Source organism: Dyadobacter sp. BE31, from assembly GCF_031457695.1.
Lineage (GTDB): Bacteria > Bacteroidota > Bacteroidia > Cytophagales > Spirosomataceae > Dyadobacter.
Window position 1 is genome coordinate 1,186,231 of sequence record NZ_JAVDXA010000002.1, and the last position, 18,988, is coordinate 1,205,218.

The following is an 18,988-nucleotide window of genomic DNA, read 5'->3' on the forward strand; positions in this document are numbered from 1 at the left end:
CGTATACTATTGCATTAAGAAAAGATAATCGTACTTTGAACGCCTAATCCAATCTTTTCAAACATGGGAAAATTCGTAATTACAAAAAGGGCTAACGGAGAATTTCAATTTAACCTGAAAGCCGGAAACGGCCAGGTGATCCTGGCAAGCGAGGGTTATACGACCAAAGCGGCATGTGAAAACGGGATCGAATCGGTGAAAAAGAATTCGCAGGATGATGCACGTTTCGAACGCCTTACTTCGAAAAACGACAAATTCTATTTCCTTTTGAAAGCTACCAACGGGCAGGCAATCGGAAGCAGCGAAATGTACGAAAGCGTAGCAAGCCGCGATAACGGGATCGAATCCGTGAAAAAAAATGCGCCGGATGCGGATGTTGATGATCAATCGGCGGCATAGTCCGTTCAGATATACAGCAAAAGCGCAGGATAATAACTTGTCCTGCGCTTTTCTTTTGGACATTTCCGGCGATATTGGTACAATAATTGCTCCACGTATAGTGATCCAAAACGGTATTTCATGGTATCCGACTTCAACAACCGCATTCGCCAAATAGCCTTTCTGCTGATTGTCACCGCATTGGCGGTAATCGTTTTCAAGCAGCTTTATATCTTCTTCCCCGGTTTTCTGGGCGCGCTCACGATCTACATCCTTTGCCGTAAGTACTATTTTCACCTCACCGAGCAGCGAAAGTGGAAGAAAGGCCTCACCGCGGTTCTGTTTATGGTGCTTTTTATGGCTTGCATTGTGGCTCCCGTGTATTTCGCGGGCCAGATGATATTTCAAAAAATCAATATGATCGCGGAAAACCCGGAGCAGGTGAATCATGCCATTGATGCAATTTCGGCGCAGCTTCGGGAATGGACCGGGCAGGATTTGCTTACCCGCGAGGCGACGACGGATCTCCGCAAAAGAGCGGCGGGTTTTATCCCCGGAATCCTCAACAGCTCGGCAACCATGCTCGGAAACCTGCTGATGATCCTTTTCCTGTCGTATTTTATGTTCAAAAACGGCCGGTTTATGGAAGAAACGCTGGAACATTTCATCCCCCTCAAACATAAGAATATCCAATCCCTTGCCGATGAAACATGCGGTATGGTACGGGCCAATGCGCTGGGCATCCCGCTTATTTCGCTTATCCAGGGGCTGGTGGCATTGCTCGGTTACTGGATCGTCGGGATCGAGGATTTCGTACTGCTCGGATTGATCACGGGCTTGTTTGCTTTCTTTCCGGTGATCGGTACGGCGATGATATGGCTGCCATTGGTGATATTCCTGTTTTCCAAAGGTGAAACCGGAAAGGCGATCGGTCTGGCTGCGTACAGCGCAGTCATCATCGGAAATATCGATTACGTAGCCCGCATCACTTTTTTACAGAAGGTGGGCAATGTGCATCCGGTCATCACGATCCTCGGTCTGATCGCCGGTTTGAAGCTGTTCGGTTTCTGGGGCTTCATCTTCGGCCCGTTGCTGATCAGCTACCTGCTGCTGTTGGTCAGGATTTACCGGAGCGAGTTTGGCGGCCCTGTCAAATCTCCGAATCCGCCTTCGACTTGATCTCGTAGTTATGATAGCCGTCGGGTGCATCCGACCATTTGTAGACGATTTTCTTAAACCGCAGGTCATTCACGACCCCGTAAATGTTCTTCATGAAGTCCTCCTGTACCTGCTCCGGCTTGAACATCCGGCCTTCGAAGGTTAGTACTTCCTGATGTTTGCCGGCCAGGCTAATCCCGACGTGCTGCTCGTCCAATGCTTGCTTTTTCGATTCGACGTAGGCCGTACGTAACTCCGGAAAGTCGCGCTGCTGTACTTGTACCATCTTCTTTTTCAGGATCTCGCGTTGCTCCGTCACCTTCTTGTCGGTGTTGGCTTTGGCTTCATTATACAAGGCCATATTCGACTTGTGCCACGAAAGCCGCGTTGCTAGGTCGGTGTTATTGTCCCCGTTTCTGAGTTTCAGGTCAATGTCGCTGATCGTGTTTTGCAGGAAGAGCAGCATATTCTCGTTAGCGGCCTTATTCACCGGTTTCGGCGCATAGAAGTAAAAGGCGATGCCCGTAGCCACTGCCGCCAGCAGGATGTACACGATATATCTGCCAAATGCAGGCCGCACGGGTATGCTGTTACCATCCGCAGCCCTATGTAATTCTGTTTGTTGATGATGATGGATTTCCATGTCTGTTGGTTTTTTTCCTTAACTAATGGGAGTGTAGGGATCAAAAAATATGCCAACCGGCTTTGGAACGGATTTTTCTCGCGAGCGGGGTATTTCAGTCAATGCACTCTAATCATGAAAATTCAGCAATTTTATAACAAGGCCTACGCCTGGATATTGGAAACGGGGCCTTCTGTTCTTATAGGTATAGGCGTGCTGGTGGCAGGCTTCTGGCTCATCCGCATATTGTCGCGCTGGCTCAACGCGCACATGTACAAGCGCGACATCGACCCGTCACTCACTCCATTCCTTCTCAGCCTTGCGGTAACCACGCTGCGGGTATTGCTTATTATTTCGGTCATGCAGATCGTAGGCATCCAAATGACCGTTTTTGCGGCTCTTATCGGTGCAATCGGTGTCGCGGCAGGCCTGGCGTTATCAGGTACTTTGCAGAATTTTACAAGCGGAGTCCTCATCCTGATCCTCAAACCTTTCCACGTAGGCGATAACATTGTGGCACAAGGGCAGGAGGGGACGGTGCAGGCCATTAAGATCTTTTATACGGTCGTGAGAACTTACGATAATCGCACGGTCGTGATCCCGAACAGCAAGCTCTCGAACGAGGTGATTATCAATATCAGCAGTTCGGGCAACAGGCGGCTCGACGTGGAGATGAAATTCACCAATAGCATCGATTTCCGGGAGGTCAGGAACATTGTCAACAATGTCCTCGATCATGCCCAAAGTGCCCTTAAAGTCCCCGAAAGGCGCATTGGGATATCATCTATCGAGCCCGACGGCTATAAAGTGATGGTGAATGTGTGGCTCGATGCCCACGGTTTTGTGGATACCAAAATGGAAATCCAGGAGAAGCTGATGGAGGCTTTGAAAGGTTCCGGACTCAAATTACCCGGAATGAGTTAAGACTTTTTTTAGCTCCGTGCAGCGTTTTTTTCGAGGGACGTGTCTTCCTGCATGCTCCGCCACCAGGGCGGACGATCAGAAAGCCTTTTTTAATCAGACTATTAGCCATGAAAAAAGATAGTCGGACTAAGGTTGGAAAAAACCGGATTTCAAAATAGCTTGGCCGGCAATATAAATAAAATGAATCTGAGATGGTGATGAAGCATGGAAAAGCCGGTCGCGAACGGCGGTTCAGGGCATGCTTGGTGAACAGCCTCCTTTTTGTGACGCTTTCACTGTTGTCCTGTGGTACAGAGAGTGAGGTAAAGCCGGGGTCGGCTCCGGGATTGACGAAGGCCGAGTTTCTCGGTAGAATGATCGTGCAGGAAAGGTATTGGCGTATCGAGGAAATATCCCGGCAGGAAGAAGACCAGATCGCCACGCTCAATGTACGCGAGAAAACGACGTTACTCAGCAGTCATTACCTGAACGAAGTGATCCCGTTCGTGGCGGTGCAGTTCGGGCGGGGCTATTATGGGAAAGGGGTAGTAACCGAATCACAAATGACCGGTGCGTACGGAAAAGTCCCTTTCGGTGAATTTCAATGCATGTTAATGCTTAAATCGACAAAACAAAGCGGCGAATGGAGCTGGGATAATGAACGCAAAATGATGAAACTTCCCTTGCCCGAAAGCATTCAGTCGCTTGCAGCGGCGATGTCGGGTACCGATTGGCAACCCGATAGCGGGTACGTAGCGAGCGAACCGGCTCCGCTTTTCAGAGGAGTGGAGGAAGCCCGAAGAGCAGCCAGCCCCGAGCGGATCAGGATCCTGGTCGAGGAGCAAACGGTACAGGGAAAAGTCACTTATGCATTTACTATGCGAGCGGCTTGGTTGACGGATGTCGAAACGCGGGACGCGGATCACAAATTTGGAGTTTCCTTATATTAATTACATAACTGGCACCCCGGCGATCAAAATCATTTGATGCTATGAATGAAAGAATGTTTACGAACAAATTACTTCTTCTGATTGTCCCGATCCTGTTTTTAAACGGATGCAGCAATTACAAAGATCAGCAGGTGATCCCGCCGGAAACATTGCCGGATGCTATTATCAAGGTCATGTCGGACGCATATCCTGATGCTACGGATGCTACATTTCAGGCAATAGAAAAAGATAAACTGTATGAAGTTTATTATAAATTGAAAGGTAATCCTTTTTACGCCGCATTAAATACAAAAAAGATATTAAGCGTGTACCGTATGCACGGTGTACTTCCCGATTCGATGAAGCGGGCGCTTCCTTCGAGGAATATGACGGGAGGAGTGGTGGAAGCTTACAAGGAGCCTGAAAATCAGGTGAGTGTCGATAGGAAATATAGTGCGCGGTACACATGGAATAACCAGGCCTATTTGCTGAGCTGGCTCAAATATGATCTGATCAATCCCAAAAGACTGTCGATTGTGTTGGAGCCTTATATCAAATTTTCGTACTCAATCGGTAGAGACGAACTTGTCGCCTTGCCAGGCCCTGTGGTGAGTTTTCTGGAAAGGGAAAAGCTGAGATTTGCGGCTGCAACAATTAGTATTAACGATAAGAATGAAAAAATATACGAAGTAAATGCCTACACGGCATCCAGCACCAATTATGATTTTACTTTCAATGCTACGGGAAAGCTGACAAATACAATTTATCGGGCCGAGGCATTTTATTACAATATTGATGAATACCCTGAAAAAATACAGAACTTTGTAAAAAACTCGTGGGTATTTTCTTCCATGAAAATAGTGGAAGGCTATAAATTTTCAGACCCGATTGGGACAGGTTATGGGTTGATTATGCAGGGGACGGATGAAAATTGCCGGTTCACTTTCGATCAGGATGGCAACTTCGTGAATATGAGGTACCAGTCTGTGGTTGACCAGTGAGCGAGAAATAAATGTTTCAACGATACACTTCATAACCCTTCTGAATGACATTTTTCCGCAGCAAGAAATACAGTTCGCTGGCCGATCTGGTTCGGGCTTGTCAAGCTGGCGACGCCAGGGCGCAGACTGCATTCTATGAACGGTACAAATCCAAATTGCTGGGACTTTGCCTGCGTTATGCGAAAACAAAGGCAGAGGCGGAAGATATATTTCAGGATGGGTTTATTAAGGTATTCAAGAATATCAATGAATTGAGGAATGTGGAGGTGATTGATGCCTGGGTGAAATCGGTGGTAATCAGGACGGCGATTAATTACTATCACCGGACGACGAAGGAGCAGCAGCTGCACTCCAACCTCGAAGATTTTCAGCGGGAGATCGATTCGGGAGATTATGGGAAGATTATCACTCAGATTGACATGAACGTGCTGCTGAATGTGATCAATACATTACCGGACGGATACCGGATGATCATCAACCTCCATTTGATAGATGGTTATACGCATGGCGAAATCGGGGAAATGCTGTCCATTTCCGACAGTACCTCCCGCTCGCAATTTTTAAGAGGAAGAAATTTGTTAATGAGGAAGTTACAGGAAAAAGGAATTACGCAATATGAAATCTTCTGACGAGCGTATCGACGAGGAGTTGCGTAAAGCTCTCCGTGAACGATTCGATAATTTTGAACGACTGCCTGATCCGACCCTCAGGGAAAAGATATTCCAGGGGCTTGGGGGCGGAACCAGCATGGTGCAAACGGGCCTCGTTGCGTCGTTGCTGCTGCTCATTGCACTTACGGCCACGGTGTACCTCGTGTCCTATTCAGTGGAGAAGAAAAGAGAAGTGGTTGCCGGGATAAAGCAGGTAAGAAGGGAGTTGTCCAATGTGCTGCCGGCTAGTTCCAAATCGCCGGCGCGGCAAGAAGATAGGCAGGAACCGGAAACGGTAGCTACTCACCAGGTTGCGTCTCAGCCTGCATTGCCTATTGAATCCAATACTGTAAGCAAAGCCGGAGAAAGTGTGCAAGCCGGTACTTTGCGCGCAACCCGCATAGTCGCGCATTCGTATAAGTACAAGCGGGCAGACGTTGTCAAATGGGTTGAGGCGGCCCGGTCGAAAGGCTTCGCATCAATTTGGGTTGGAGATAAAGACATTTCGCCCGCCGACAGGGCATTTCTGGAATCGGAAATGGCGAAAGCAGATTTTGGAAATGGGATGCCGGATAGTACCGTAACCGGTGAAGGCGATATCAAAGAACTGGAAGGGCCTTCGTTGGCCGATCAAGACATCGGGGTGCTGGATCACAGGCCAATGGCCCTTCCAAAATATAACTGGGAACCCGATAGCCTTGTAACGCCCGGCAAGCCGCAAAAACGCTATGAATTCCTTTTCAAAGAACATTGGAGCTTTATAGCAGGACTTACACCATTGCGTACGTTCCAGATCCTGACCGTACGGCCGGGAAATGGGGTTGTTTACCAAAACTTCGTTTTGCCTGCCAAAATCTCGGCCCAGACCGTCGGGTATAAGGTCTCGGCCGGAGTAGAGCGCAGCGGATTTCAGTTGCTGGTTAACTACGGACAATTCAAACAGTCGTACCGTTACGAGATCGCCACCAGCGAGTTTGCCGTAGGGCCGGATCTCACCGGCAATTATGAGGTGGTACGAAAAGGCATTCCGCAGGAGGAGAACAGTACGGTTCGGCTGGTGGGAATGGCTGTGAAAAAGCACACGGTGCGCCGCTCCCATTTCCTGCGTAACTACTTCGGGGATTTTGGGGCGGAATTCAGTCGCGACCTCACTTCCGGCAAGAACATGGCATGGGTGAATGCGGGCTTCGGGAAGGAGCTTTTTGCCGGAAACAATGTGGTCATGACTGTCGGCCCGTATTTCGAATACAGCCTGTCAAAACTGCGCAATCCTGATAATCCATTCAAAATACAGCCCTATCAGATCGGGCTTTCTGTGGGTTTGCGGTATACCAGAAAATAAGCCGGCGCATCTGGTGCCGGCCTGCATTTTCTGCATAATCTTTCCTCTTATACTTCCGATTTCAGGATATCCGACAGCTCCCGCCGGAAATCCTCTCCGTAAATGTTATTGTACTCCCTCGTAAAGCTCTCGAACGTACTTTTCGCTAGCGAATGCTTGCCCAGCAATGCAAACGACTTGCATTTAAGGACCATTGCCTCCTCATTGGCCGGGTCGAAATATGAGATATTGTTGGCCAGGCGGACCATCAGCTCCGGATCGTCGGATACCTGAATGCCCGCTGCGTAATTCAGAAATGTATTGACGACCATATTCGAAATTTCCGATTTAAATGGGTCGAGCCATTCAAATTCCATGTTGGACAGGAAGCTTCCCTTATTGGTAATGCCAATCAGCGCCTCGATCATCGGGCGGTCGATGCTTTTGGAAGAAGTGATATTCATGAAGTCCAGGTAATCGACATGCACTTCATTTTCATCGAAATCCAGTTTCCAATGCCCCGCGTTCATGACGATCTGGCAATGCGACATTTTGGCCAGAATGGCTTTCAGTTTGGTAAGGTTCACCGAGCGGTTGTTGCGGGCGCTCTCGGCCGATTTGTCGGCCCATAGCAATTCCCGCAGCTTGTCGGAGTTAATGCCCCTTTTCCAACGGATTGAATACAGCAAAATAACCAGAAACAGCTCTTTGATAAGCGGCGTCAGCGCTTGGGTAATATCGGTCCCGCTGTCATCTGTAAGCTGCAAGTCGCCGAACAGTGAAATGCAATTCCGTTCCTGCGAAGCCGCCGGGCTGGCATTTTTACGAGGTTGAGCGGCAGCGGGAGGCACGTCCGCAGGTGAACCATTCCCCGGTTCGGAGGCATTTGCCACCGGGCGACGCCTGCGAAAATACAGCCACGCGGCGCCAGCGAACAGCCCCGTGCCAGCTAATACCAACGGCCACACGGGCAATGCTTTGGATTCGGCGGTTATCACTTCGGCCCGGGCCTCGCGTACGGGTGTGAGTAGCGTGTACACATGCATGACCGTCTGCTTGTCGTCCTCGCTGCGGGTCATGGTGAATGCCACCAGTTGCTTGCTGTCGGGACAGAAGAACAGATCCGCAAAAGAATGTGTGTCGTGGAAGGAATAGGGGATCGGGTTTGCCATAGGCGTAAACGCCGGTTTGTCGAGCGAGCCGCGGACAAGCTGCAATTCCGAATTATACCTGTTTTTTGGAAAACTCAATGCATAAAAATACTCGTCGGGAAAGACCAATGAATTGGCAAAATTCAGCTGGGCCAGGTCCGCACCAGTATCGTATACTTTCTTCCAGTTTCGGGTATGCGGGTCAAAAAGCAGCAACTCGTTCCAGTTTCTCGGATTCAGGATCTGCTGGCCCGTCAGGCTGCCGTAGCCGCCCAAAATGTACATGCCGTGCGGACCCACTCCCCCGGCGGCGAGGTACCGGGGCGTGTAGGTGGGGGGCGTCGTTGTATCGCCGGTAGGCAGGGTTGCCCATTGGTGCGTCAGCATATGGTAGCGATGCACCTTGTTTTTGTAGGTCAGATGCCCGTAACCGCCGAAAAGGTACAGCGAGGAATCTGCGGCCGAAAAGAACTTATTCGAATGCCAGTATTCCGTGGAGCTTTCGGGAATCGGGAAAATGAAGTTGTTGTCCCATTTCCAGCTCGCAAAATCGAAGCGGGCGATGCGCTGCTGATCGGCATTGTAGGTATAGAGATTTCCCGTAGCTGTATCCACAAACGCCTGGTTGCCCTTTGCCAGATGCAGCCTGCCCGATTGGTAGGGGTAAGAAATCATTACCTGGCTGGCCACGGAGTAAGTATGCAGGCTATCCTCGCCGATCAGGTAAAGGGTCTCGCGTTTTGGATCAAGTGCGGAACACGCAAACCCGCTTGTAACCATGCGCCTGCGCGGCTGCCATGCTTCGTGCAACTTTTCTATCCAAACCGGATTTTTGGCCACACCGGCAATTTTCCCGTTTGCATTATGGGCCGCTTCGCCCGAGTGCTCGTCCAGCGGCCAGAAACCGGCAGAATTCCCGTCCCGGGCCAGCCGGATGTTGGCGAGGTTCATGGGCGGCACGTCCGTAGTCTGGAACGACTTATGTTGATTGGCTCCGAACAGCAACTGATAACAGCCGCCTGAGGCCGCCTCCATTGTATGCGAATAGGTTCTCCCACCCGCTGTGATGCTCAGTTTCCGGGTCTTTACGTCAATTTTGAGCAGAAACTTGTTCCAGCCGCCAAAAAGCGACTGATCGGCGATGTTGAATGCAATGCCCGATAGCTTGTCACCTGTAATGACCCGGAAGCGGCCATTCGCTGCGGCGACGCCGTTATCGTAAATCAGGTCGATGTTGTTTTTGTCGTCGCCTATGAGCCTGAAAATGTAGCCGAAATAGGTTTTTTGCTTAGGTACAAAGCAAAAGTCAAATGTCAATTCGAGGCTTTCCGAAATGCAAAACTGTTTGGTCGGCGTAAGATCGAGCATCGTGCGATGGTCCTGCAACACCTCGTAGCTGGCGAAACGCAGGCCATGCGATTGGGCTTTCGCCGGAGCCCCGGCAGAAATGATGAATAGGAATGCGAGGAGGACAAAGGGCAATTTCATCAGGAGGTTCAGGGGTGATACCGGGCGTACGCCACTGCGTGCGCCACTGCGTCCGCCACTCATGGCGATTTCAGGAGGCATAAAATGGCTCATATGGGTCAGCCCGGTTCAGGTAATACGCAGTGGCAACTAATAACTTACAAAAGTTAAAAAAAACTTGAAATAATATAAGGCTGCAAGGCCCATGCCTTAAAAATATGCGCCCCGGCCGTTTCGGGCCGGGGCGCAGCAACTCAGGTTTCGGAGAACTCAGTTTATGGTTTTACAATCTTTCGTTCGACGCCATCGACATTGACAATGTAAGTTCCCGACGGCCAGGTAGTGATATTCAATTCAAAATAGGGCTTGCCGGGTGCGGAGGAATGCATTTTTCTGCCTGCCGAGTTCACGATAGCTACCTGCAAAATGCGGGCATCCGACTGCACCGCCAGCACATTCGCTGCGGGGTTTGGATAAACGTTAACGGTGATTGCTCGCTCGATCTTCGCCGTTACAATGCTGCTGTATGCGAAAGAATTGTCCATATCAGTCATTTTCAGGCGGTAATAGAATTGTCCCGCAGGCAGGTTAGCATCCGTATAAAAGTAATCGTTGCTCCCGTTGGCGTTTTGGCGGGAACTGATTTTTCCAATAGTCGTAAATGTCTTGGCATCGGTGCTTCGCTGAATTTCAAAGTGCGAACTGTTGACTTCCTGCGCGGTGCGCCAGCTTAGTAACGCATTGTTTTGTTCGGTTTGCGCGCTAAAACTTACCAACGTAACAGGCAGCGGCTGCCCGGCGGTAGTACTCAGCGCATTGGGAAAGAGCGGAACCGACAGACTGTTTGTCGCTTTTCCAGCGAGCACTTTCTTGGTGTAACCGGCAATGCCCATGTACCAGTCGGGCGTGAGGTCGAAACCGTCGGCGTCGAGCGAGAGGAACCAGGTTGCTCCGCCTTTTGGGGTGTGATCGGCGAATTTCTCCATTTTAAAGAAGGAAGTCGACTCATCCACTTCATCGAACATCGCGAGGTATACCATATTGGCCCCTTCGTTGATCACATTCTGCGATTGTTGCCACAAAAAACTGCCGCCGTTACGCGGAATGGAGTTTTTAATGGCTGCCGAAGGATTATTACGGACGGTTTGCAGGTTGAACCACGAAAAGCCCGGAAAGATCACCGGCATATAATCGATGTTTTTGGGCTGTAAATAAGCCATATCGGGCCGCACGGAGTTAATAGCGAATGCATTGGCGCCGCTTTCATTGCTGTACCGTCCCACCGACCATGGGCTGATCACGTCCAGCTGGTCGTAAACCGCGAGCCATTCGGCGGTATGCGAGCGCCAGTTGTTGTTGAGGCCTCCCATGATGGTCGCGCGGTATTTGGGATCGTCTGTAGGGTCGGTGGGATCGCCCTCGCGGAACCATTTCACGAGCTTGTCGGAACGTGCGGCGGTAGCGTCGGGGCTCGAAGCCAGGCCGAGGCCCCACAATGCCACGAGCGGCTTGCCCTTGTGCCATAAGTAGTTGCTCTCCGAAGTGACGCCCATTTCATCCACGAGTCGCTTCCAATCGGCGATTACTGCCTCGGTGGAAGTAGCATCCGCTCCCGAGAGGTCGTACATGATCGCATACACGCGACCGTATTTCAGGCTGGCGGTCTGCACGTTTTCAATCACTTTCTCAAAATGCCTCGGCACGCGTGAATCGCCTGTCCGGAAATTTTGCAGAAACCGCTGTTGGAAAACCCCATCGATTTCGTGCTCGCGCATCCATTTAAAATGCTGATCTACGGTGTTGTAATTGTAGCTCGAAAACAGCTTTGCGGGCGCGCCGTTGCTATACACCATGTTGGTCGCTACGAGCTCGTTGGACGGGTAATCGCCCAGGTAAGGCCACATATCCACGGTCGCATTGGCGTGGTCGGGTGCGCCTCCAAACCAATGCAGCCACCAGTTATGTGTAGGGTTGCCATCGGTCGGAAGCCCAAACCAGCCCTGGTAACCGAACATCACTTTGCCGTTCAGGGTGTTGGCAGAAGGCACAGGCGTAGTGGCTGGGGCAGGCTCGTAGAATTCGATTTCATCGATCCGCGCGGTGACGGGCGCATTGAGCGCCTGGCTGATCTGGAAGAAATTGATGGCCGAGAGATTCGGGTTACCCGTCTTGGTGGCGGCATCCAAATGCAGGATCACATGGTTCCAGCCATTCTGGATTTTCTGATTGGCCAGGTTCCAGCGGTATTCATCGCTCCCCGCCAGACCCGACGATGAGAATACGATGCTCCCGCTGCCGTTCATTTGCGTTGCATCCGAAACAAACAGCCAGAATTTCACCACGCCATCAGCCTCCGAAACCGTGGTGTTAAATGGCGCGGGGTTGAAGGTGAACCAGTTGGTACCTGAGCCGGTTTTGGCAATGGACGCACTCCCGAGGATCTTGTTGCCCGTGTCGGCTACCAATGCATCCGCACCCGACCAACCCGTGGTATTGTCGGCTGCGCTGAAAATGTGCGCGCCGCTGAGCACACTGCCCTCATAGCCTTTGGTGAAACGGAGGTTGTCGATCTTGATAATCACCGATTCGCCCGCATTAATGGGTTTGTAATACCTGAAAAAATTAATGGCCGCCAGGTTCGGATTGCCTTGCTTGCCCGCGGCGCTCAGGCGGAGCACCACGTTGTTCCACCCGTTGCGCAGGTTTACGCTCGCGGTACCCCAGTTGTACTCGTCGGTATCGGGGTTGCCCGAGCTGGTAATTTCAAACTGCCCGCCCGAGGCGCTGAACTTCGTAACGTCCGACACGTAAAGTGAAAATTGAAGGTAGGCGATGTTCAGTTCGGTAGGACCAATGCCGGTGTTGATCGGCGTGGTGAATGTGCGGCGAAAGCGTTCGGTGTTGCCTCCCTCGGATTTGATGGAATAAGTACCCTGCACGGGCGCGTCGCTGTCGAGGCTTAGTGCATTGCCGCCGCCTCCCCAGCCGGTAAGCGATTCGCAGTCGTCCATGGGCGTTACCTGCGCACGCGAGGGCAGGGCTGCCACCAGTAAAAGGAGCAACAGTAAGCAGTTGTTCTTCATTTAGGTTTGGATTAAGGTGAAAGATTTGAGTAAACGCCAGGAGCCCATAAGCCTGCCGGACTGATCCAAATCTAGACGCGCACCTATAATTTTGGCTTAACTAGGAATTAATAAAGAATAAATGGGAAAAAATGTCGGCTTAAAACCTGCAATTAAGTCCAAATTAAGTCCCCGTTAACACCCCGCCATTTACTTAGCTGCCGGAATTACAATTGCCTCCGTGTAACTTTTTCTTTCAAAAAAACAATTATGAACAAAACTTTATCCATCCCCTTATGGGCGATGAGTATGGCATTGCTATGCCATTCCACCCCACCTGCGTATGCGCTCCGCAGTGGCAGCGGGCAGTCTGTGGCCCCTCGTCCTCCTGCCGCGACCGATGTTTCGGGAACAGTCAAAGATGAAAAAGGCGAGGGCATTCCTGGCGTGAACGTGCTTGTGAAAGGCACTGCCACCGGCACTACCACCGATGTGAACGGGAAGTTCTCGATCCAGGTCGGATCAGGTGCGGACGTGCTGGTATTCTCTTTTGTAGGGTATGCCAAGCAGGAAGTTGCTGTCGGCAGCCAAACGACGATCAATGTCACGCTGGCTGAGGACAACAGGAACCTCGACGAGGTAGTGGTGGTAGGGTACGGTACTCAGAAGAAAGTGACGCTCACCGGAGCCGTCGTTTCCGTAAACAGCCAGGAAATCGTCACCACTAAAAATCAGAACGTGCAGAATATGCTCACGGGCAAGCTGCCGGGCTTGCGGGTGGTGCAGAAATCGTCGGAGCCGGGGGATTTCAATTCCAACCAGTTCGATATCCGCGGATTTGGTAATCCGCTCATCGTGATCGACGGCGTGCCGCGCGATAACATTTCGCGCATTGATCCGAATGAAATCGAAAGCATTTCGATCCTGAAAGACGCTGCGGCGGCTATTTACGGCGTGCGGGCAGCGAACGGCGTGGTGCTCGTGACCACCAAACGCGGCGCGAGCGGACGGGCGAAGATCGAGTATTCGATGTATTACGGCAGCCAGACCGCCCTCGGCCTGCCTAAGCCCGTGGGCGCGATCGACCGCTACACGCTCATGAACGAGAAGAGCATGCACAACGTGAATAGCCCCACGATCCGCTATTCCGAGTCAGATTTTGCGCCTTACCGCGAAGGAAAGCTCCAAAGCACCGATTGGTACGACCTCGTAATGCAGAAGCGCGCGCCCCAGCAGCAGCATAACCTCAGCGCAAGCGGCGGTACTTCCGATGGCAAAGTCGATTATTTTATCAATATGGGTTATATGTACCAGGAGGGTTTCTGGAAGAGCAAAGACCTGAATTATGACAAGTACAACCTGCGTTCGAATATCAATGCCCAGATTACGAAACAGTTGCGGGCCTCGCTGAAGCTGAGCGGTATTATCGATACAAAAAATAACCAGCAGGCGGGCGGTATGCACGAGATCTACGGGCCGCTCTGGCGCGCGCAGCCCAACGAGACCAATTATTCCAATAACAACCCGGATTACCTCTTTAAAATGGCTGCCGGCCACCCGGTAGCATTGACCACCGCCGCTATTTCGGGCTACCAGAAGGACAATAACAAATGGCTCCAAAGTCAGTTTCAGCTGGAATACACGGTGCCGCATGTGGAAGGGTTGATGGCCAAAGGGATGTTCAGCTACGATACGCGGATCAACTCCAACACCAATTATAAGAAGTCCTACAATTTGTACGATTACAATGCTTCGAACGGCACCTACGCCCCCTTCGCAAACAACCTGCCCGACCAGCTGACCCGTACCTACAACACGCTGCCGTCAACTTTGATGCAGGTTTCATTAAACTACAACCGCTCTTTCAAGGAGAAGCATAGTGTAGGAGCACTGGTACTTTACGAAGAAAGCACCCGTAGCAGCGACAACTTCTACGCAAGCCGCGAGCTGGGTATCCCGATGGAGTATTTGTTTGCCGGAAAGGCGCAGAACCAGGTGGGGAACAGCAATATCAATGCGATCTGGAAGAATGCCAACAAAGGGTTCGTAGGCCGCTTGAACTACGATTTCAAAGGCAAGTACATCGCCGATTTCAGTTTCCGGTACGACGGTTCATCCAAATTCCCTCCGGGTAAGCAATGGGGTTTCTTCCCGGCGGTTTCGGCTGGCTGGCGGTTGTCGGAGGAAGGTTTTATCAAGAACAATGCGGCATTCCGTTTTCTGGATAACCTGAAAATCCGAGGCTCTTACGGGACGATGGGGGACGACGGGGCATCGTCATACCAGTTCGTATCGGGCTACGATTACCCGTTCAATGGCAACAGCCAGGCGCTGGCAGGCGGATATATGTTCGGCGGATCGTTTGTGAACTCGCTCGGTTTCCGCAATTCGCCTAACCCGAATATCACCTGGTACACCGTAAAAACGGCCAATGCGGGTTTGGATGCCGGTTTCTGGAATGGCCTGGCGGAGGTTACCTTCGACATTTTCCGCCGGAACCGGACCGGGCTGCTGGCGAATCGCCTTATGTCGTTGCCCGGCACGTTCGGCGCCACAATGCCGCAGGAAAACCTGAACAGCGACCAGACGAGCGGTTTCGAGGTTTCGGTTTCCCACCGGAAGCGTATCAACGAGATCCGATACAATGTGTCGGGTAACTTTTCGCTCACGCGTACCCGCAACATTTACATCGAGAGAGGCCGCTCGGGTAACTCTTACGACAACTGGCGCAACAACCGCAGCAACCGTTTCAACGACGTCTGGTTTGGCTGGGGTTATGAAGGACAGTTCCAGTCGTATGAGCAAATCGCCTCGCACAATGCATTCGTAGGCCGTGCTACCTTGCCGGGCGATTACATTTATGAAGACTGGAACGGCGACGGCACCATCGACGACATGGACCGTCACCCGATTGCCACCACCATCAACCCGGCCAGTAATACAACCGTAGGTGGTGACGCTAAAAAGAACCATCCGCTCATGAACTTCGGCTTCTCGGGCTCTATCGATTACAAGGGTTTTGACCTGAATATCCTCTTCCAGGGCGCCGCGCTTTCTTATGTGGCCTACGGGGAGCAACTGCGCGAGCCGCTCGCCTGGGATGGTAATGCGTTGGAGTTTTTCATGGATCGCTGGCATCCCAACGACCCGACGGCCGATCCTTACAATCCGTCGACCCAATGGACGAAAGGATATTACGCCTACACCGGCACCACTGCCGACGAAAACTCTGCGCGGAACATTCAGAATGGCGCTTACCTGCGCGTGAAAAGTGCTGAAATTGGTTATTCACTTCCGAAAGACCTGCTGGAAAGGGCGGGGGTACAAGGGCTACGGGTGTATGTGAATGGTTATAACCTTCACACATTCACCAAGGTACGGGGATTGGATCCGGAGCACCCGTCGGAGTTGTACGGCTATATGTACCCCATCAACCGGACGATCAATGTGGGTGCGAGTATCAGTTTTTAAATCAAATTCAGCATGGTATTTCAAATGAAAAATATAAAATATGGCCTCGCGCTGATGCTGCTGGGCGGCACTTATGCGTGTAATGAGCTCGACATTCCTCCGATCAACGTCGTGCAGGATAAGGATGCATTTACCGACGCCGGTATGCAGGCATACATGGCGGCATTGTACAGCCGGATGCCGATCGAGGACTTCAAATACAGCGCGCAGGAGGGGACCGAAGGGTTTGACACCTGGAACAACATCGCCACGCCTGCGCTGAATACCGGCGAGAATGCGAACCGTAACAACGGCGGCTTTGTGAACCCTGCTCGCGGTTACTGGAAAAGCGGCTACCAGGTGATCCGCAATGCCAATTACCTGATCCGCGAGCTGCCGAAATATGTGCCGTCGCTCACGCAGCCAAAGGTGGACAAATGGATTGCGGAAGCACGTTTCGTGCGGGCATTCACCTATTTCGCGCTCGTGAAGCGGTATGGCGGTGTGCCCATTACGCAGGATGTGCAGTCGCTGGACGGCTCCACGCTGGAATCGCTCCAAATCCCGCGCAGCAGCGAGCAGCAGGTTTTCGATTTTATCCTAGCGGATCTGGATTTCGTGATCGCGGCCATGCCGGAGGCCAGCGAGCAGTCGGGCCGGGTGAATAAGAACATTGCCGCAGCATTCAAGTCACGCGTGGCGCTTACGGCGGGTTCCATTGCCCGTTACGCCAACCCGTTTGTGAAAGACGGCGTAATGCTTTGTGGAATTCCAAAGGAAAAAGCGAATGAATATTTCAAAGCGGCATTTCAGGCGGCGAAATCCGTGGAAGGCAAGTATTCATTATATATGAAAAAATGGTCGGCCAACGACAAAATTTCGACCGCCGATAATTATGCAGACCTGTTCCTCGATGCGGCCAGCCCGGAAACCATTTTTGCCAAAGGTTATTCCTATCCCGAGGCTGTACACAGCTTCGATGCCGTTTATGCACCGCCGCACATGACCTCTACCTACGGCGATCGTTTCAACCCTACGCTCGATTACGTGGAGCTTTTCGATGGATTGCCCAAGAATGCCAAAGGGCAGCTGAAAACGACCGATGACAAAGGCAACTACATTGTTTACGATTATGTGGAACAGCTTTTCGAGAACTGCGAGCCGCGTTTGCGGGGGACGGTGCTGCTGCCGGGCCAGGCTATCAAAGGCGTCCGCACCGATCTGCGGCGAGGCACATTGATAGAAACCGTGGACCCCTCGGTGCCGATCCCGAAGTTTATCCCCGAGGATATGACCAGTGGCTATAACTCCAATGCATTTTATAATTCCAATGTAAAACAATCGGGTACCTGGAACAACCAGACGCCCATTGTACTCTCGAATGGTCAGTCGATCAACCCGACGGGCCTCGACGGTCCTACTTCGGCCAACAATGCAACCATTACCGGCTTCCATGGCCGCAAATGGCTGATGCCGAACCTCGCGCCGGCGGCTACCGCCTTACACCGCTCGAACCAGTCGTGGATAGAAATGCGCTATGCCGAAGTGCTGCTCAACCGCGCTGAGGCGGCATTGGAGCTACACCAGAACGGCGTTACGGAAGTGGACGGCGTGGCTTTGCTGAACGATGCATTTGAAAACATCAACCAAATTCGTCACCGTGCGGGTGCTGTGCTGCTCAAAACAGCCGCCGAACTCTCGTCCGCGCCGCCGATCGCTCCGGGCGCAGGTGTGGGCGGATATGTGCTGGCGCCTACACGCGGGTTGCAGCTCGTGCGTATCGAGCGCAGGAAGGAGCTCGCATTTGAGAACAAACTCTGGTGGGATATGCTCCGCTGGCGCACCGCCGATGCGGAGGTAAATGCGCGCATCTGGCGGAAATGCAACCCGTTCCTGTTCGCGAAGGGCGCAGTGACGGAGAGCAGCGACTACGTTCGAGGCAAGTACATTTTTGATTGTCGTTTCGAGGAAAGAAGCTCGCGGTTTACCATCGCTACCAAAAATTACTACGAGGCCATTCCGGGTGCCGAGCTGATCGCGAACCCGAAACTGGTTCAGAATGAGCAATATTGATCACTGAAAACGAATTTAACAATGAAAAGTCTTATTTATATCCTATTTCTGCCGCTCATGTTGTACGCCTGCAAGATCGACGACGTGGATGCGCCGGATTCGACATTCGAAGGCCGGCTGGTGGATGCCGGCGGTGCGGGAATCCAGCTGGAACAGGGCGCTTCCAGCGCGCGCCTGAAAATGGAAGAGCTGAGTTGGAGCAATACGCCGCTGCCATTGTTCCTGAACCTGAAACAGGACGGCTCTTTTATCAATAACAAGCTCTTTCCGGGCAATTACAAAGTCACGCCGGTGGAAGGTCCGTTTTACCCTGTCGCCGAAAAAGCAGTGGATATTAAAGGTGCTACGAAGCAGGATTTCACGGTAATACCTTATCTGAATGTGGATTGGGTAGCGGAACCGGTGATCAATGCGGACAAGAAGCTTTCGGTAAGCTTCAAGTTCACGAGTAATGCAGCGCCGGAAGGGCTCACCAAACCCAATCCGCTCGATTACCAGCTTTTTATTTCAACCAATCAATATGTTGGAAATAATAATTGGGACAATACAGCAGTAGGAGCAGTGGTACCCGTGACAGTCGATAAGGAGGGCCAGAATATTACCATTTCGTCGTCGGTAGCAATGAAATACAGCACGACCTACTACGTGCGCGTCGGCGTGCGGGTGAACGATACTTATAAAAAGTACAACTACACCACCATTAAAACTGTGCAAGTTCCCTAGTTTATTTATACGCAGAGGTAGTGTAAGCCCCCGGGACCACTGGTCTTTGGGGGCTTGTTTTTTACATCGTCTGCTCGTTGGCACCGCCGTGATCAGACTG

At 51.6% G+C, this 18,988-nt stretch carries 13 protein-coding genes; 10 read left to right on the forward strand and 3 right to left on the reverse strand.

Features of this window, described 5'->3' with window-relative positions; genetic code table 11:
• The first annotated feature begins 63 nt into the window (after window positions 1-63).
• Together J2Y43_RS13480 and J2Y43_RS13485 are read left to right on the forward strand one after the other, a co-directional pair.
• Window positions 64-399, forward strand: a complete 336-nt coding sequence (locus J2Y43_RS13480; protein ID WP_223405791.1) for a YegP family protein — start codon at window positions 64-66, stop codon at window positions 397-399.
• Window positions 400-519: 120 nt separating this feature from the next.
• Window positions 520-1,557: an AI-2E family transporter gene (locus tag J2Y43_RS13485; protein WP_309983367.1), complete on the forward strand. Its 1,038-nt coding sequence runs from the start codon at window positions 520-522 to the stop codon at window positions 1,555-1,557.
• Here J2Y43_RS13485 and J2Y43_RS13490 read toward each other — a convergent pair.
• Window positions 1,529-2,179: a hypothetical protein gene (locus J2Y43_RS13490; protein ID WP_309983368.1), complete on the reverse strand. Its 651-nt coding sequence runs from the start codon at window positions 2,177-2,179 to the stop codon at window positions 1,529-1,531. The two genes, J2Y43_RS13485 and J2Y43_RS13490, sit on opposite strands and share 29 nt — an antisense overlap.
• Before the next feature lie 114 nt (window positions 2,180-2,293).
• On the opposite strand from J2Y43_RS13490, the gene J2Y43_RS13495 reads away from it, so the two are divergent.
• From J2Y43_RS13495 to J2Y43_RS13515, 5 genes are all read left to right on the forward strand, one after another.
• The gene (locus J2Y43_RS13495; RefSeq protein ID WP_309983370.1) at window positions 2,294-3,082 is read left to right on the forward strand and encodes a mechanosensitive ion channel family protein; all 789 of its coding nucleotides are present in this window, start codon (window positions 2,294-2,296) and stop codon (window positions 3,080-3,082) included.
• Between the two features lie 197 nt (window positions 3,083-3,279).
• Entirely contained in the window at window positions 3,280-4,011 is a 732-nt protein-coding gene (locus tag J2Y43_RS13500) for a hypothetical protein (RefSeq protein WP_309983373.1), read from the forward strand.
• Window positions 4,012-4,052: 41 nt separating this feature from the next.
• On the forward strand, window positions 4,053-4,991 hold the full coding sequence (locus tag J2Y43_RS13505) for a hypothetical protein (RefSeq protein ID WP_309983375.1): 939 nt from the start codon (window positions 4,053-4,055) through the stop codon (window positions 4,989-4,991).
• A 44-nt stretch (window positions 4,992-5,035) separates the two neighbouring features.
• Window positions 5,036-5,620 (forward strand): sigma-70 family RNA polymerase sigma factor, encoded by a 585-nt coding sequence (locus tag J2Y43_RS13510; RefSeq protein WP_309983376.1) that lies wholly within the window; start codon window positions 5,036-5,038, stop codon window positions 5,618-5,620.
• On the forward strand, window positions 5,607-6,983 hold the full coding sequence (locus J2Y43_RS13515; protein ID WP_309983377.1) for a hypothetical protein: 1,377 nt from the start codon (window positions 5,607-5,609) through the stop codon (window positions 6,981-6,983). Before J2Y43_RS13510 ends, J2Y43_RS13515 begins: the two co-directional genes overlap by 14 nt.
• A 47-nt stretch (window positions 6,984-7,030) precedes the next feature.
• On the opposite strand, the gene J2Y43_RS13520 is transcribed toward J2Y43_RS13515, so the two are convergent.
• Both J2Y43_RS13520 and J2Y43_RS13525 read right to left on the reverse strand, forming a co-directional pair.
• Complete coding sequence (locus J2Y43_RS13520) at window positions 7,031-9,694, reverse strand: galactose oxidase (RefSeq protein ID WP_309983378.1); 2,664 nt, start codon at window positions 9,692-9,694, stop codon at window positions 7,031-7,033.
• Window positions 9,695-9,855: 161 nt separating this feature from the next.
• Window positions 9,856-12,663 (reverse strand): T9SS type A sorting domain-containing protein, encoded by a 2,808-nt coding sequence (locus J2Y43_RS13525; RefSeq protein ID WP_309983380.1) that lies wholly within the window; start codon window positions 12,661-12,663, stop codon window positions 9,856-9,858.
• Window positions 12,664-12,912: 249 nt separating this feature from the next.
• On the opposite strand from J2Y43_RS13525, the gene J2Y43_RS13530 reads away from it, so the two are divergent.
• Genes J2Y43_RS13530 through J2Y43_RS13540 form a run of 3 tightly spaced genes read left to right on the forward strand, consistent with a single transcriptional unit; the run spans window position 12,913 to window position 18,888 of the window.
• Window positions 12,913-16,113, forward strand: coding sequence for a TonB-dependent receptor (locus J2Y43_RS13530; RefSeq protein WP_309983387.1), 3,201 nt, complete (start codon window positions 12,913-12,915; stop codon window positions 16,111-16,113).
• 24 nt (window positions 16,114-16,137) lie between these two features.
• On the forward strand, window positions 16,138-18,165 hold the full coding sequence (locus tag J2Y43_RS13535; RefSeq protein ID WP_309983389.1) for a RagB/SusD family nutrient uptake outer membrane protein: 2,028 nt from the start codon (window positions 16,138-16,140) through the stop codon (window positions 18,163-18,165).
• A 21-nt stretch (window positions 18,166-18,186) separates the two neighbouring features.
• Window positions 18,187-18,888, forward strand: a complete 702-nt coding sequence (locus J2Y43_RS13540) for a DUF3823 domain-containing protein (protein WP_309983391.1) — start codon at window positions 18,187-18,189, stop codon at window positions 18,886-18,888.
• Window positions 18,889-18,988: the final 100 nt, after the last annotated feature.